The organism is Photobacterium lutimaris (genome assembly GCF_003025555.1).
In the GTDB taxonomy this organism is placed as follows: Bacteria; Pseudomonadota; Gammaproteobacteria; order Enterobacterales; family Vibrionaceae; genus Photobacterium; species Photobacterium lutimaris.
In genome coordinates this window covers 1,108,827-1,122,536 of record NZ_PYMH01000001.1, presented here as the reverse complement: position 1 = coordinate 1,122,536, position 13,710 = coordinate 1,108,827, and the positions used below count along the sequence as shown (strand labels likewise).

16 protein-coding genes are annotated in these 13,710 nt (G+C 41.6%); 12 read left to right on the top strand and 4 right to left on the bottom strand.

Annotated features, from left to right (window positions below; genetic code table 11):
- The first annotated feature begins 32 nt into the window (after positions 1-32).
- A complete protein-coding gene (locus tag C9I99_RS27655) occupies positions 33-281 on the top strand; it encodes an RpiB/LacA/LacB family sugar-phosphate isomerase (RefSeq protein ID WP_425320611.1) in 249 nt (82 codons plus the stop codon).
- 58 nt (positions 282-339) lie between these two features.
- Here the strand turns inward: C9I99_RS27655 and C9I99_RS04860 are convergent, their stop codons facing one another.
- A complete protein-coding gene (locus C9I99_RS04860; protein ID WP_107347681.1) occupies positions 340-543 on the bottom strand; it encodes a zinc ribbon domain-containing protein in 204 nt (67 codons plus the stop codon).
- Between the two features lie 468 nt (positions 544-1,011).
- Here C9I99_RS04860 and C9I99_RS04855 point away from each other — a divergent pair, with 468 nt between their 5' ends.
- Complete coding sequence (locus C9I99_RS04855) at positions 1,012-2,517, top strand: Mur ligase family protein (protein ID WP_166645447.1); 1,506 nt, start codon at positions 1,012-1,014, stop codon at positions 2,515-2,517.
- 303 nt (positions 2,518-2,820) lie between these two features.
- Positions 2,821-2,988 (top strand): hypothetical protein, encoded by a 168-nt coding sequence (locus C9I99_RS27390; protein WP_243734591.1) that lies wholly within the window; start codon positions 2,821-2,823, stop codon positions 2,986-2,988.
- A gap of 44 nt (positions 2,989-3,032) precedes the next feature.
- On the opposite strand, the gene C9I99_RS04845 is transcribed toward C9I99_RS27390, so the two are convergent.
- Both C9I99_RS04845 and C9I99_RS04840 read right to left on the bottom strand, forming a co-directional pair.
- On the bottom strand, positions 3,033-3,524 hold the full coding sequence (locus C9I99_RS04845) for a histidine kinase (RefSeq protein ID WP_107347679.1): 492 nt from the start codon (positions 3,522-3,524) through the stop codon (positions 3,033-3,035).
- Positions 3,525-3,791: 267 nt separating this feature from the next.
- A complete protein-coding gene (locus C9I99_RS04840) occupies positions 3,792-4,535 on the bottom strand; it encodes a MaoC family dehydratase (protein ID WP_107347678.1) in 744 nt (247 codons plus the stop codon).
- A gap of 605 nt (positions 4,536-5,140) precedes the next feature.
- On the opposite strand from C9I99_RS04840, the gene C9I99_RS04835 reads away from it, so the two are divergent.
- The 7 genes from C9I99_RS04835 to C9I99_RS04810 all read left to right on the top strand — a co-directional run bounded on the left by C9I99_RS04835 (position 5,141) and on the right by C9I99_RS04810 (position 12,002).
- On the top strand, positions 5,141-6,274 hold the full coding sequence (locus tag C9I99_RS04835) for a serine hydrolase domain-containing protein (protein WP_107347677.1): 1,134 nt from the start codon (positions 5,141-5,143) through the stop codon (positions 6,272-6,274).
- A gap of 52 nt (positions 6,275-6,326) precedes the next feature.
- Positions 6,327-6,524 (top strand): alternative ribosome-rescue factor A, encoded by a 198-nt coding sequence (locus C9I99_RS04830; RefSeq protein ID WP_420849245.1) that lies wholly within the window; start codon positions 6,327-6,329, stop codon positions 6,522-6,524.
- A 579-nt stretch (positions 6,525-7,103) separates the two neighbouring features.
- Positions 7,104-7,337 (top strand): hypothetical protein, encoded by a 234-nt coding sequence (locus tag C9I99_RS04825; RefSeq protein WP_107347675.1) that lies wholly within the window; start codon positions 7,104-7,106, stop codon positions 7,335-7,337.
- Positions 7,338-7,452: 115 nt separating this feature from the next.
- Complete coding sequence (locus tag C9I99_RS04820) at positions 7,453-9,633, top strand: DUF6351 family protein (protein WP_107347674.1); 2,181 nt, start codon at positions 7,453-7,455, stop codon at positions 9,631-9,633.
- 270 nt (positions 9,634-9,903) lie between these two features.
- Entirely contained in the window at positions 9,904-10,740 is an 837-nt protein-coding gene (locus tag C9I99_RS04815) for an NmrA/HSCARG family protein (RefSeq protein ID WP_166645448.1), read from the top strand.
- Between the two features lie 262 nt (positions 10,741-11,002).
- The gene (locus tag C9I99_RS27315; protein ID WP_208113411.1) at positions 11,003-11,221 is read left to right on the top strand and encodes a hypothetical protein; all 219 of its coding nucleotides are present in this window, start codon (positions 11,003-11,005) and stop codon (positions 11,219-11,221) included.
- 100 nt (positions 11,222-11,321) lie between these two features.
- Positions 11,322-12,002 carry a serine aminopeptidase domain-containing protein gene (locus C9I99_RS04810; RefSeq protein WP_208113412.1) on the top strand — a complete coding sequence of 227 codons (681 nt, stop codon included), beginning with the start codon at positions 11,322-11,324 and terminating at the stop codon, positions 12,000-12,002.
- A 56-nt stretch (positions 12,003-12,058) separates the two neighbouring features.
- On the opposite strand, the gene C9I99_RS04805 is transcribed toward C9I99_RS04810, so the two are convergent.
- Positions 12,059-12,559 carry an outer membrane beta-barrel protein gene (locus C9I99_RS04805; protein WP_208113413.1) on the bottom strand — a complete coding sequence of 167 codons (501 nt, stop codon included), beginning with the start codon at positions 12,557-12,559 and terminating at the stop codon, positions 12,059-12,061.
- A 224-nt stretch (positions 12,560-12,783) separates the two neighbouring features.
- Between C9I99_RS04805 and C9I99_RS04800 the strand changes: the two genes are divergently transcribed.
- Together C9I99_RS04800 and C9I99_RS04795 are read left to right on the top strand one after the other, a co-directional pair.
- On the top strand, positions 12,784-13,170 hold the full coding sequence (locus C9I99_RS04800; protein WP_107347672.1) for a GNAT family N-acetyltransferase: 387 nt from the start codon (positions 12,784-12,786) through the stop codon (positions 13,168-13,170).
- A 52-nt stretch (positions 13,171-13,222) separates the two neighbouring features.
- Complete coding sequence (locus tag C9I99_RS04795; protein WP_107347671.1) at positions 13,223-13,630, top strand: hypothetical protein; 408 nt, start codon at positions 13,223-13,225, stop codon at positions 13,628-13,630.
- The last annotated feature ends 80 nt before the right edge of the window (positions 13,631-13,710 follow it).

Sequence of the window (13,710 nt, the reverse complement as noted above, 5' to 3'; positions counted from 1 at the left end):
TGTGTTTGGTATAGCTTTAAATAAAGGATTGAATCAATATAAAAATAGCAATTGGCAATGATCATACTGGCGTTGATATGAAGTGTCGTATAACAGAAAATCTTGAGGCTTTGGGCCATTCAGTGGTGAATGTTGGCACAGATGATAGAACCCGAACGCATTCAGCTTTGTTTGCGGGGGAGGTGACAAAACTGATAAACCAAGGCAAAGTAGAACGAGGAATTTTGATTTGCGGCACAGGTGTCGGTATGTCCATCTGTGCCAATATAGACTTAGCCTAATTAACGAGATAGAAGCTCATCAGCTAAAAAAAGAAAAACTTCATTGTTGATGATGGCGTTAGCGAAGCGCTTCAATGGCCATAGGTAGCAATTCTACCCAACTGTAGATAACAATAATGGCTATCACGACTGTCCATATAATGCGCTCAACCCAGCTCTTGCGGCTATAGTAGCGAAATGGGTCTGGCTCACCACAATTAGGGCAGGAATGGGCGCGTTTAGATATCTCTTTTTCGCAAAGTGGGCAAGCTAGCAGTGGCATTCTTAATTACTCCGTCCGTATCAATCACTTTTAAACATAGTTTAAAAGCAGTGACTTACAAACATTTGTTAAGCAGTAATTTCGGGAAATAGTGAACAGTATCAAGTTTTCTCGTCCCTTGTTTGAATCGTTCAGGTAGGGCGGAGTGGCTTTCTTATATGTATTCCCCATACAACGGCTCCTAATTAAACCTTGCTGTTTGGACAATCACTAAGCAGTTGTTCAAAAAGGGCGGGAGCAAAAACGTGTTCTGCGTAATCAGAGAGGCCAATCGTAAATTTGTCGTGGTATTCTTGCGGCTCAAAAATAGTCGGGAGAAGGATGTCATCGCGAATAATTGACAGCACAGCTGAGATCTTGGGGGATATCGCTTGATAGCGCTAAGATATCAGCATTGATTATAGACTTCGACGAATCGTTAAGATTAAACAAAAATTGAGTAATATGCCCTTGTGGGTGAGACGAAATATGAACAATAGCCACCGAAAATTTTTAACGACATTAGCTGCAATGCCTGTGAAAGAATTCAAAACTCATAGCCAAAAGGTGAACCCAGGTGATGTGTTTGTCTGTAGACAAGGTTTGACTTGGGATAGTCATCTATCTGCTGAAGATGCGGTTGAGCGTGGCGCTTGTGGTGTCATTGCGAATCGTTCATTGGATCTGTCAGTACCTTGTATTGTGACGCCAAGTCACAGCACTTCAGTAAGTCTAATCAATCAATATTACGCATATCCACAAGATAAAATTAAACATATCGGGGTTACGGGTACAAACGGTAAAACGACAGTTGCTTATTGCCTAAACCAATTATTGAACTTGATAGGTAAGTCGGCCTATACCGGTACGCTCGGCAGTTCTTTCGACAATGTTTATTACCCGCTAGATAATACGACGCCCGATGCGATTACGCTTTTAAACCTATTTCATGCCATGGAAAAGTCAGATGTTTCTCACCATGTGATGGAAGTCAGCAGCCATGCTCTGTCACAAGATAGAGTGACACATATTGATTTTGATACAGTGATTATTACCAATATCGGTTCTGATCATCTTGATTATCATAAGCACAGGGAAGATTACATTCAGGCCAAACTTCGATTGATCGACAGGCTTAAGCCCGGTGGTGTCGCAATTGTTAACCTTGACGATGAACAGGCGCTTTCCGTGATAGAGCGCTGCCGAAGCCGTTGTAAGGTGATCACTTTCAGCTGTACCGACGATCAAGCTGATCTTTATGTGTCACAGATACATTCAACCTGTAGTGGCAGTGAATTTAGCTTGGAATACCAAGGAACAGAGTATCAGGTGGTATCAAAACTGCCGTTCCGATTCAATATTGAAAATAGCTTAGCAGTTATTGCCTCAATGCTGGCTCTGGGATTGGTGATTAGCGAAGTATTGGCATTGTTTGGTGACATGCAACCAGCACCTGGAAGAAGTGAAGTGTATCCTCTCAGTAATGGTGCTACGGCGATCCTCGACTATGCCCATAATTTCGATAGCCTGAGCAATTTGTACCGGAATGTCCGTGAACACAACACTGGTAAAGTTGTAACGGTGATTGGTGTAACTGGCGAGCGGTTGGCTGATGCGCCAGAGATTGGGCAGCTTTGCTTTAATCAGTCTGACCGATTGGTACTGACAACTGATAATCCGCTGGGAGTGAGTCAGGATGCGTTGTTTGATGCTTTAACCCGCCATCTCCCTTCTGAGACGGATCAAACAGTCATCTGTATCAAAGACAGGTCAGAAGGCATTAAAGAAGCAATCGCTGATCTTCGATCTGGTGATGTTCTGTTGCTATGCGGTAAAGGACATGAGAAGTACCAGTACATCAGTAAGAACAAGAATGAAGCAGATCCGTACTTAGGGGATATGGATGCGTTGATTTTAGCGGCTGAACATATGGGGTTACGGCTGGTGTCGGGCAAAATCGAAACCGGTGAACCAGCGGATTTAATGGTGAAATAAAGGTTAACCTGCAAACAATGTGATATCCAAGATGCAACGTAGCCCTAGTTGTTGTCGGCTTAAATAGTCTCCTTTAACGGCCCAAGATTAAGGGGGCTGTGGATAGGTTATCTTGCTGCGGTGCAGTTACCTAAATGGCTAGATGAAAGTTACGCGGGTTTATCTGTTGCTGTACTGAACATGTCTATTCCGGTATTTGGCCCTGCCTTCGAAAGCTTGGCAATGGGTGAAAATCGCTGACCGATGTATTTTGAACAATGTGTCAGGGTAAACCCGAGTAACTCCCCTTAGTGGCGACCGACGTTGCACCATCTTGCTTATCGCCCAGGCAAGTATCAGTTGGGTGATGGCTCTTCCACCCTTGATGACGAAGTGTTTGCTTGGTGGGAAGGTGACAAGATCCGTGGCAACCTTCATCTGTTCCTGCAAAATGCCAAAGCCTCTTTAGTTGGGGTGGAGCCACGAATGTAGCGCCTTGGTCTTGATATGAAGAATAGTAATCAGGTACGGTTTTTTTAGCACTCTTCCAGCTCTACTTGTACATCATAGACTTTAGGGTCACTTGTTTTTTTAGCGTCCCGATAGCTGACATAGCATTTTGGAGTAACTGAAAACATCTTGGTTATATTGTCGGTGTGGTAGGTGACTTCTTTAAACGAAACATACGCTATACGGCCTCCATCTTTCATGCGGTTATTCACTTCGAGATCTTCACTGATATTAAAGGCTTTCTTTACGTTATCGATATGGGCCGTTGGGTACCCGTTACAGATGTAAATACCTTCAATGAAAGCACGTAATGTTGTTTCGTCCTTATAGATATAGCAAGCAGAGGTCAAGCCGTTAACGATGGCTTTGGTATGCACAATTTCAGAAGTAGTATGCATGGTAGAAGCAATAGAATTCAGTGTTGATTTTCTGGCGTCAGACTGAATGCCTAACATTTTTACGGCGGCAGTAATGGCTAAAAAAGCAACTAAAACAATAACGGAAACAAGTCTAATCATAATGGAGAGCTGAGCTTAATTGATAGTATGGTTGATTATTTTGAATGATGTTTTTAATTGAAGGTGATTGTATGGGCAAAATTCTGCTCATGCAAGGGAAGTATGCTTAAGTGTTGAGTTATTGCTGTTTATTTCAATTGCTTGATGAAAGTACTGATAAATAAGTGGTGAAGCTTGGATTGGTGTGGCTGAGAGGAAGGGTAGATACAAAAATGCCAAAAGCAGAAGGCTTTTGGCACATAAGAGAGCTCTGTTTGTTACTTCGGGTCAGAAGTGCAGTTGAATAACCGATTCAGCTACACAGCCAGGGCGGCGAACGCCTTCAATCTGGACTGTTAGTTCTTGAACAATCTCAAGACCACGTTTTACTGGTTTAACAGACTGAATTTTTGTCGTTGCACGGATACGGTTTTCAGACTTAACCGGATACGGGAAACGGATCTGGTTGAAACCCAAGTTAACGGTCATTTTAGCCGTTGGGAACTTCTGATTCTCAGGGTCAACACTATCAGTAAGAACTGATAGCAGTGATAAGGTCAGGAAGCCATGCGCAATGGTAGTCTTAAATGGAGACTCTTCTGCTGCACGCTCTGGATTGGTGTGAATCCACTGATGGTCTTCAGTGACATCAGCAAATTGGTTAATACGACCCTGATCAACGGTCATCCATTCACCAGTATGGATAACTTCACCTAGGGTATCAGTCAGTTCTTTGTAAAGTGCTTCAGCTTCAGGTTTCATTTGAATAGGTGCTGGAGTTTGTACAGCAGCTTTAAGTGCGATATTTTCCACAACAGTTTTTTCTATCTTTGTTTTACTAGGTTGCTCGACAACATCATCATTAGATGCAGACTGATCATTCATAACAAGAGAACCTAGCTGAGTTTTGTTTGCTCGGTTAACGAAATCAAGCCAGTGCTCACGCAAAGACGGAGAGAGTAAGTCTTTTAGTTCAAATGCATGCAGTGAAAGATCACCACGTTTTTGCTTAAAATAATCGACAACTTTCATGACTTGATACCTTATTATTAAAAAAACTGCCTGAAGCCGAATCAAGGCGATGTATTGTAATAGGAATTCAAAATATTAAAAGGAAAAATGTGTTCCAGATCTCGCTTTCCTGAAGGTGTTTTTTTTAAGTGTTTGATTTGATGATCTTAAAATGTGATGTTGATTTAGTGTAAAAAGACTAACTAAGCTTACGCTTGATATTAAATTGCTAGTAAAATCACCGATTATCTACAATTTAAGCTTACATCTGTAAGTTATTTCAGCGTACATGTGTAACTATATTTCAGCGTACACTTGTATATTTATTTTATGGTTCGAAGCATAAAAATACACTGTATAAAATTGATAAAGAGCACATTCATATTAGAGTAAATTAAATCGAATTACTCTAAAAATAGCAATATTTTATTTTCTTCGAAAAAAAGTTAGGTATTGAAAATGCTAACTTGTCAATAATGTCACCAAGTTGACATTCATTCTCAATTGAGAGAAAAAAGCCCCTTCCTTGATACGTCTACGCTTATAGCCAAGCTGTTTGAAATGAATAGTGACCGAACACGTTGGCGTGTATTGGTAAATATAATTTTGGCTAGGTAGTAAAATTGATGAAAAGTTATTGGACTCTGGGGCTGGCCGTGATGTTGCTGGCTTCAGTCCCTGTCGTTGGTGCTGAATACGATGACATGGCTGTTGAACTTGATCAATATGTCAAAAAAGCCGTTAAGAAAGGTATCCCGGGTGCCTCATTAGCTGTAGTTATCAATGGTGATATCAGGTTATTACGCGGATACGGCGTTACTAAAAAAGGCAGTAAAAATAAGGTTGATTCGGCGACTGTATTCCCATTGGCCTCCATATCGAAGACATTTGCATCTGCTGCAGTGTCGATTCTTGTTGAGCAAGGTGTTATAGAGTGGGATACCCATGTTGTACCGTATTTGGATAACATTGAATTTAGTGATCCGCAGTTGGGTAAAGACGTGACATTACGGCATTTGTTATCGCATACCACAGGCTTAGTACCACAAGCGTATTCGGATTTGATCGAAGATAATGTTAAGTATACGCGCATTCTACAGATGCTTGATAGGGTTAAATTTGTCTGTGAACCGGGCAAGTGTTACGGCTACCAGAATGTGGTCTATAACCTTTCAGCTGACATGTTACAGCTAGCCGTCGGAATGGATTATTCGACCTTTGTGCAAGAGAACATCTTTCTACCACTTGAAATGGATCATGCATCATACGGTATGGAGGGGTTCAAACAGTCCGGCAACCGTGTCACCCCTCATGTAAAAGTGAAAGCGGGCTTTGCACCGGTTAAGCCCGCCCCTTATTACTATCGAGTACCGGCGGCTGCAGGTGTTAATGCAAGCGCACAAGATCTTGCTAAATGGATGCTGGCGCAATTTGGCCATAATCCTTCGGTATTGCAGCCACCATTGTTGGAGATAATGCACAAGCCGCACATTCGAGCGAATCAGTATAGATACCGGGCGAAGCTCAGTAATGTCTATTATGGCTTAGGTTGGCGAACATTTGATTACAAGGGGATCGCTGGTTTCATTCATCATGGCGGTTGGGTCAAAGGGATCCGCACTGAGATGCTGTTTAATCGTCATACCCAGACAGGAATGGTTTTTTTGACCAACTGCGAAACTGATGTTGCGAGAGAGATTGTACTTCACTTCCTTAAGCTGTATCGTCAGCGATTCGAGCAAAAAGAGAGCAAAACCTAGAGCGAACTGAGAGGAATATATGGTTAAGAAGAGAAAACTGTCATCCACAAAAGTGGACGTCATCGATATAACTGAAGCGAAATCTGTGGATACTGATTTTGGTCGGGGAGCAATCAAAGACAACGCACTGAAAGCGGTTGTCACCAGCCGGTTATTCAAAACCCGGGTAGTAAAGGCTAAAAAAGGTAAAGGAAGCTTTAACCGTAAAGACAAACATTCAGGACGAGAGTCCTATTCAATGGCAGCGTGATTGCCGTTACCATTGAATAGAACTCTTCTGCTGATATGGCTTTAACCGTTATTCTCTCATCAAGTTCTTCTTGGCTAATAACGCGCGCTTTTCCCTGCAGGTTGCTCCCACATAGACCACCTACCATATGCCCAATGGGAAACTGAATGATTCCCATGATTGCAAATGAATACGGTGTTTTGGGTGGATTAACGTCGATCATTCACGATTGATAGTATGACTTGTCGTCCCTACCAGTAAAAAATGAGATGTGTGTCACATGATGTATGGCTAGTCGTCTTTGATGTCATGGTTTGCCTTTATCCGTTCATAAAATCATACGCATTTTCTTAAAAATGACCAAAATCAGGGTTGTTTATTTTTTGTTCAGATTGCATTATGGTGCACCCTGTAACGGGGTGGCATGGTCAATAATATCTTTTTATATTAATGCTTTATGTTTGGTCATGTTAAAAAAGTGACAGTTTGATACTGACTAGGTTATTGAGTTATCAGCTGTTTGAATGCAAACACACTATTGGGTTGGTACTTTTTTGTCACAGGCCTAATAGTATTGAATCAAGAAAACAGAATAGATAGATGAAAAATCAAATTAGAATCAAGACACGTAATACGCGCCGAACAAGGAAAATAATCGGTGTGGGGTGTGGAGCGGTGGTTGCTGGGCTACTTTTTGCTGGAAGCGTACACTCTGCTGGGCAATGGGTAGAAGTAGAAAATGTCCATAATGGACGAGCACCACTGTGCCACCATCTAGAAAGTGGTGAGCTGAAGTTCTGCTCTGACATTAAGCTAGAGCAAGAAGAGCCATAATTGTTCAAAAAGGGAGCACTGTGTAGTGCTCCCTTTTTGTTTTCATTAGCGCGAACGGTGGTTGCGACGTAACGAAGCTAAACTCTAGAGAGGAGAATAATGTGTTGTTGATGCTATGAATAAAGTGATATTAGGTTCGATTGGACTTTTTGTATTATTTATCATTGCCTTACAGTTTGACAATGAAGACGGCATTGTTGCTCGGCAAGTCAAAGCGATACCGCCGCCTGAACAAAATTACTTGTTGACGATCGATGGCCATATCAGCCAAAGCCCTCGTCCTGAAGAAACGTTTTCCTTTCCGATCCATGTGGGCGAAATAGGCCCTGCTAACTCGCTATACTCTGGCCCTAATCAACACCCATTTTTCTGCATGACAGTCGACTCAGGTTTAGGCCAACCCATCGTTGATAACCAACAAGGATATGGTGTCCCTGTATATGATCCATTTGATGGAGCCAAGCAGATTGGCTACTCCAAAGATTGTGCGTTAAAGACGCAACTGTCCTACGTTGTTGTTGACGAAAATAATAATATCTTCAATCGAACCGAGTTGGAGCTTAGGAATAACCCACCAAGTGAGCATGAAATACTGGTTAGAGTCGAAAAAGGGACAATCAATCGCTATATCTATTCGATTGCCATGCCGATAGCTATCGGTGAAGTCGGTCAGCAAGATAGTGCCAAACTGTGGAATCAGCGTTTAATATATCGTTTTGAAGGTGGTTCAGGGTTAGGCTTCCGGCAGGGTAAAATGAAACTACACCGGTTGCTAAAAAAAGAGTTGACCCAAATTAGGAAGGGTTACGCCGTTATTGCTTCAAGTGGAAACAAGACCAGTTACGGTTATAACATGCTGCTCGCTGAAGATACCGCTAGAAGGGTGAAGGCACAGTTTGTCAGTTTGTTTGGTGAGCCTTTATATACCATCGGTATTGGTGGCTCAGGAGGCGGGTTGGCTCAGTATCTTATTGCTCAAAACAGTGAAGGGATTCTAGACGGTTTGCTTCCCCTGTATTCATATCCAGATATGGTGAGTGTGTCGATATACGCCCTGGACTGTGATTTACTCAATACTTACTTCAGCTTTAGAGCAAGCGATCGAGAGAGGTGGCAAGACTGGCAGTCTCGGCAACACATTGAGGGGTTAAGGGCCATCAATGAAGCTGAGCAAAGATTCGGTTGGTTGCAACCGCTGAATCAATTGGTTCGATTTAAGCTACCTGAATTTCCCCAAGGAAATAGCGAATGCATTAATGGCTATTTTGGTTTAAGTAGCTATCTGAACAATCCACGGCAGGGTTTTCTGAAGCCTTATTATCACGAATCAGTGGTCGAGAAGGTGAACTGGAGCTATTGGCAAGATCTTGTTCATATTTATGGCAAAGATAAGCAAGGCTTTGCTCAATCGACATGGGACAACGTTGGTGTTCAGTACGGGTTACAGGCATTACGTGATAAAACAATCAGCCTAGAAGAATTTATTGAAATTAATCAGAAAATTGGTGCGTGGAAGCCATTTGACGCGATGGAATCGGAGAAGAAGTTACGTCTCAGCGCCAGTATTCCCCCGTTATGGTTATCGCTGTGGGGAGCGCATAACGTTACTGAAGATAAAACCATTCCGGCAAAACGACGCTCAGCCCCCATTTCAACGATCGAACGGGCCTATCAGTATGGTCAGGTGTTTATTGGTCGAGTCAGCCTACCGATTATCGACATTCGCCATCACTTGGAAGATGATTTGAATATGCACCACACCTCCGCTTCATTTGCTACTCGGCTGCGGATTGAAGATGAAATGCAACATGCTGAAAACCATGTTATTTGGATTTCAGATAAACAATTTAATCCGGTAGAGCAAGCCTATAAACTGATGGATGAGTGGTTAATGGCAATTAAGGATCAGCCCGACTCGATGAGTTATGAGCAGAAGGTTAAGGTCACCAAACCAACGTTAGCAACGGATACCTGCTTTAATGCTGCAGGGGATATACATGCTTCCGGGTACGGGGTATTTGATGGGCTGTGGAATGGCAAAAATAATGGTCCTTGTGCTGAAGCTTACCCCATTTACAGTAATAGTCGTATTCAGGCAGGAGCACCATGGCAAGGGAGTATATTCAAATGCCACACAATCCCAGTCTCGGTGGCAATAGATAAAGGAATGTATGGAGATGTCGATGTTACGGCTCGGCTTACAGCGCTTGAAAAAACCTTTCCTGACGGTGTTTGTGACTATTCATTAGGTGACAAGGGGAGGCCAAAATTGATGAGTCATGCCATTGCCCAATAGAACGAAGCTCCACAGGCTTCCATCTCGGCGATAGCTAACGGAATTTTGTCAAAAGTAGCAAGGACTTTCGACCGAGTTATTGTTTTATGGAGCAACACCTTGTCTTGATGAACTTCCCTATGGATACTGACTGGATGATTTGGCTAAATTAATGCCATAAATTGATTGCGACATGATGGCCTCCAAGATTTAGTCATTAACTTATCAAGTGTGGCAAAGCTTGATAATGGGAGTTTGGGCCATTCATTATTCACTTAAAAGGAGTTTATAGTGGAAAATAAATTAATAGTGGTTGTTGGAGCAACAGGCAAGCAAGGTCAGTCAGTCATTGGGAAGTTACTAAAGCAGGGCTATAGTGTGAGAGCTTTAGTTCGTAATCCAGAAAAATCAACAATACCATTTGATCAGAAAGTTGACATATTTAAAGGTGACCTAAGTAATAAGTCGTCATTGAAATCATTATTAAATGATGCCTATGGACTGTTTTTTGTACTTCCGTACACAAAAGAGTCGGTTGAATACGGAAAAGCAATACTAGACCTCGCAAAAAATTCAAATGTACAGCATATAGTGTATTCTTCTGTTGGGGGATCTGATAGATATAAGAAAGTTGATCATTATAATGATAAAAGAGAGATTGAAGATTATCTTAGAGGTATCAATAAGCCATATACAATATTGCGCCCCGTTGGCTATATGGAAACCTTTTCCAATCCTCAGTCGATCAAATTAATGACAGGGATGTTACGTTTATATCTTGATGATAAAAGCAGGTTTCAATTAATCTCAGTTCAAGATATAGGTAAATTTGTAGAGCTTTCATTTACCAATCCAGATAAATATCTTGGCGAAGAAGTTGAAATTGCAGGAGATGAATTGTCACTGAATGACATTATCGAGAAGATCAATAAAATTAAAGGTGTCAAACTTTCACCAATGAGGTTTCCAGCGTTAGTCAAATATATACTTCCTAAAATAATGAAGCAGATGTTCGTTTTCTATGCAGAAGATGGCTGGTGTGCCGATATAGATTCGTTGAGAAAAGCGAATCCAGAACTGTTATCTTTTGATGATTGGTTGGAGACAAGCAGCTCGTATGAGGTGTAAGCCGTAAATAGTAGTCTGTTATAAAATGATAAAAAGACAAATGTGCGCCAAACTTGATGGAAAGCAATCAAGCTTGGCGCACATTATCAGTGTTTTTGGAACAGTCACACGGTATATGGTCTTTCTACTGGTTAAGTTGCCATGGCGCTACACAGTGACGGATCCCCATTTGTCATTGTTTGTGGATATGTATATATTTTGAGTTTAAGGTTGGCATTGAATGACCCCGATCTCTGGGTGGTAACTAAATAAAGGAATGTTTATGAAGTTGAAATTCATGCTGATGAATGTGGTATTAATTTTGCCATTGGCTTATCTGCCACATCATTTATATGCAAATCCTCTTGAGCAACCTACCGGGACTTTTTTCTCACTTACAGAAATTCAAGGTGTGGAAAAAAGCCATTGCCGCCGCTTGAATACATACAGGCAACGGATGACATCTCTTTGGCGTATCGCTCCTACCTACCACAGCAGGTAAAAGCTATTTTGGTTTTTTATCATGGGGCAGGCGCTCATAGTGGCCTTACATATAATCATATTGGTGCGGGTTACGTGATAACTTTGATGTAGCGGTGTACATGCCCGATATTCGAGGCCATGGTGGTTCTGGTGGAGAGCGAGGGGATTCCCCAAATGTCGAACAGGTATGGTCAGACATTAATACTGTTGTTGAGATCGCCCGTAATCAATATCCGGATGTCCCTATTTTTGTTGGAGGGCATTCAAGTGGTGCGGGGTTGGTTCTTAACTACTCGAGCTGGGAACAAAGAGCTGAAACGGATGGGTATGTATTTCTTTCACCATATTTCGGCTTTCGTTCAGAAACCAATTATGATGAAGGCGAAAACAATGATTTCCAGTTTTCGACAGTAGATACGTCAGATTTTATTTTCAACGCAATGAGTGGTGGTTTGTTTTTCGGCCATTCAAAGGCGGTTAAGTTCAATTTCCCAGACGCAGTGCTAAAAAACAACCCTGAAATAGTGCCATTTAATACTGTTAACATGTCGAATGCCGTTACACCGTCTTCGCCCGACACACAACTATCGGATGTTCAGCCATTTGGCTTATGGATTGGAGAGCATGACGAAGCGTTTGACCCTATAAAAGTCGTCAAGTTCGCAAAGGGCAATAGCAATATAGAGGGGAAAAATGAAATCAAAATAGTCGAGATGGAAAACCATTTTTCGATTATTTTGATTGCTTCTGAGCTGATTGGCCCATGGTTAACAAGGATTGTTGAGTCGTTGTCCTCGTAGTATGTATGATGATCAAATCTTGAAAAGCCTGCATGTGTTTTGCAGGCTTTTTACATTTAGTTGAAGCGGTAATTAAGGCCTGCGCTTAGACTGTCTTCATCGATGTTGTCTTGGTTCGATTTCATCCCGAATGAGTGATTATAGTTAGTGACAATTTGGAAATTCTTATTGATATTGTAACCAATTGATGCTCCAACCATCGGCCCTATGTCAGATTCTTTCAATTGATCATCTTTATAGCGAGCATAGGTAACGCCTACTTCTGGAGAGATAAAGACGTTGGATTGCTGGATGCTAAATGGCTTTTCGACAGCGAAGGTGTAATTATCATAATCAACACCGCTGCCTGTTAATGTGGCTGCCGTTCCTTTGATGTTGCCCCAACCAAGTTCACTGCCAGCTTGGAATTTAAGACCGTCTACATTGGTATGTTGGTGTCCAAGCTTAACATCACCGTGTTCGTAGCTAGCCCCAAAATACGTCTGTACGTTCTGAGCCTGTGATACCGCTGGTAGTAGGACTACCATAGCAATGGCAAACAATTTGATTTTTTTCATTTTTGTATCTCCATTTATCCGACAACGTCTTCTTTATCATATTTAAAACGGTGTGCATTAATAGTGTGGTATCAGATTAATAAGATTGTATTTTTGAGTGATAACTAGACTTAGGTTTGTCTGATTTTTTGATTTTTAGAGCAATTTTGTTGTGTAATGATCACGGTTTTATTTATTTTATACACCGTGGGCCTATTGATTCATGGAAAAGCAGTGGAGGAATAATGGATCTTTCCCTAAGAAATGCCAATGAATCTGATATGCGTTTTTTGCTTGACCTTCGAGATAAAACCATGAAGCATTATCTCGAGGAGGCGGGGCTGCCAACTAGCAATGAAGAGTATGAAAAGCGAATACGCTTCGAGTTTGACAGTGCACAAATAGTCGAGTGGGGTAGAAGTCCAATCGGTTTGTTTAAGGTAACATACAGCCATAAACGTAATTATTGGTATATAGTCCAAATTCAAATTGACCCTGAATATCAGGGCATGAAAATTGGAAGCTGGCTTATCAATAGTAACCCCGCAAAGCATTTGTATTTTTGTTTAGGCATCAGGGAAGTTAGCGCAATAGATGCGGAACAACGGATGGACTTAAAGCCCCAATATTGATCCCATATGCGGGGGAATGACTAGTTATAAGTAGCTTTAACAAGTGAGAAATATGAAAACAAAAATAGTACAACTCGGATTTATAGCCGCAGCAGCAATGAACATCGGTGGTGTGTTGGTTTTCTCTCGTGCCTTTACCAATACTGCAATAAATGATGCTGATCCGGTGGTCATGTCGAACTTTGGTTTGCTGATGATTGTTGTGTGGGGGCTTGCATATCTTGGTGCTGCATTTATTAAGTCTAATGTTCGATGGCTTGCCGGCGCCTTTGCCGTGGAGAAACTTATCTACGTGGTTGCTTGGCTGGCTTGGATTTTTCAAAATAGTCTCCAAGATGTTTATAGTGCAGACATGTTTGCGGGGGCCTTTTATAGCATTTACGGATTGAACGACTTTATCTTTATGCTTTTCTTTGCGTGGGTCTTTAAATCACAAGGGTTAGAGTGCAAGGAAAGTTAAGGAATGTTCCTGTCTTCAGAAGATCATGTTTGGTGTATTACTTGCCCAACATGATCTTCTGATGTATTGCTATATTGCTG

What these genes read in the sequence shown, in the direction of transcription:
- C9I99_RS27315 (WP_208113411.1), top strand. Translation starts at nt 11,003, where the DNA reads ATGAAGTTGAAATTCATGCTGATGAATGTGGTATTAATTTTGCCATTG.
- C9I99_RS04845 (WP_107347679.1), bottom strand. Translation starts at nt 3,524, where the DNA reads ATGATTAGACTTGTTTCCGTTATTGTTTTAGTTGCTTTTTTAGCCATT.
- C9I99_RS04810 (WP_208113412.1), top strand. Translation starts at nt 11,322, where the DNA reads ATGCCCGATATTCGAGGCCATGGTGGTTCTGGTGGAGAGCGAGGGGAT.
- C9I99_RS04795 (WP_107347671.1), top strand. Translation starts at nt 13,223, where the DNA reads ATGAAAACAAAAATAGTACAACTCGGATTTATAGCCGCAGCAGCAATG.
- C9I99_RS04805 (WP_208113413.1), bottom strand. Translation starts at nt 12,559, where the DNA reads ATGAAAAAAATCAAATTGTTTGCCATTGCTATGGTAGTCCTACTACCA.
- C9I99_RS04855 (WP_166645447.1), top strand. Translation starts at nt 1,012, where the DNA reads ATGAACAATAGCCACCGAAAATTTTTAACGACATTAGCTGCAATGCCT.
- C9I99_RS04820 (WP_107347674.1), top strand. Translation starts at nt 7,453, where the DNA reads ATGAATAAAGTGATATTAGGTTCGATTGGACTTTTTGTATTATTTATC.
- C9I99_RS04825 (WP_107347675.1), top strand. Translation starts at nt 7,104, where the DNA reads ATGAAAAATCAAATTAGAATCAAGACACGTAATACGCGCCGAACAAGG.
- C9I99_RS04835 (WP_107347677.1), top strand. Translation starts at nt 5,141, where the DNA reads ATGAAAAGTTATTGGACTCTGGGGCTGGCCGTGATGTTGCTGGCTTCA.
- C9I99_RS04840 (WP_107347678.1), bottom strand. Translation starts at nt 4,535, where the DNA reads ATGAAAGTTGTCGATTATTTTAAGCAAAAACGTGGTGATCTTTCACTG.
- C9I99_RS04800 (WP_107347672.1), top strand. Translation starts at nt 12,784, where the DNA reads ATGGATCTTTCCCTAAGAAATGCCAATGAATCTGATATGCGTTTTTTG.
- C9I99_RS04860 (WP_107347681.1), bottom strand. Translation starts at nt 543, where the DNA reads ATGCCACTGCTAGCTTGCCCACTTTGCGAAAAAGAGATATCTAAACGC.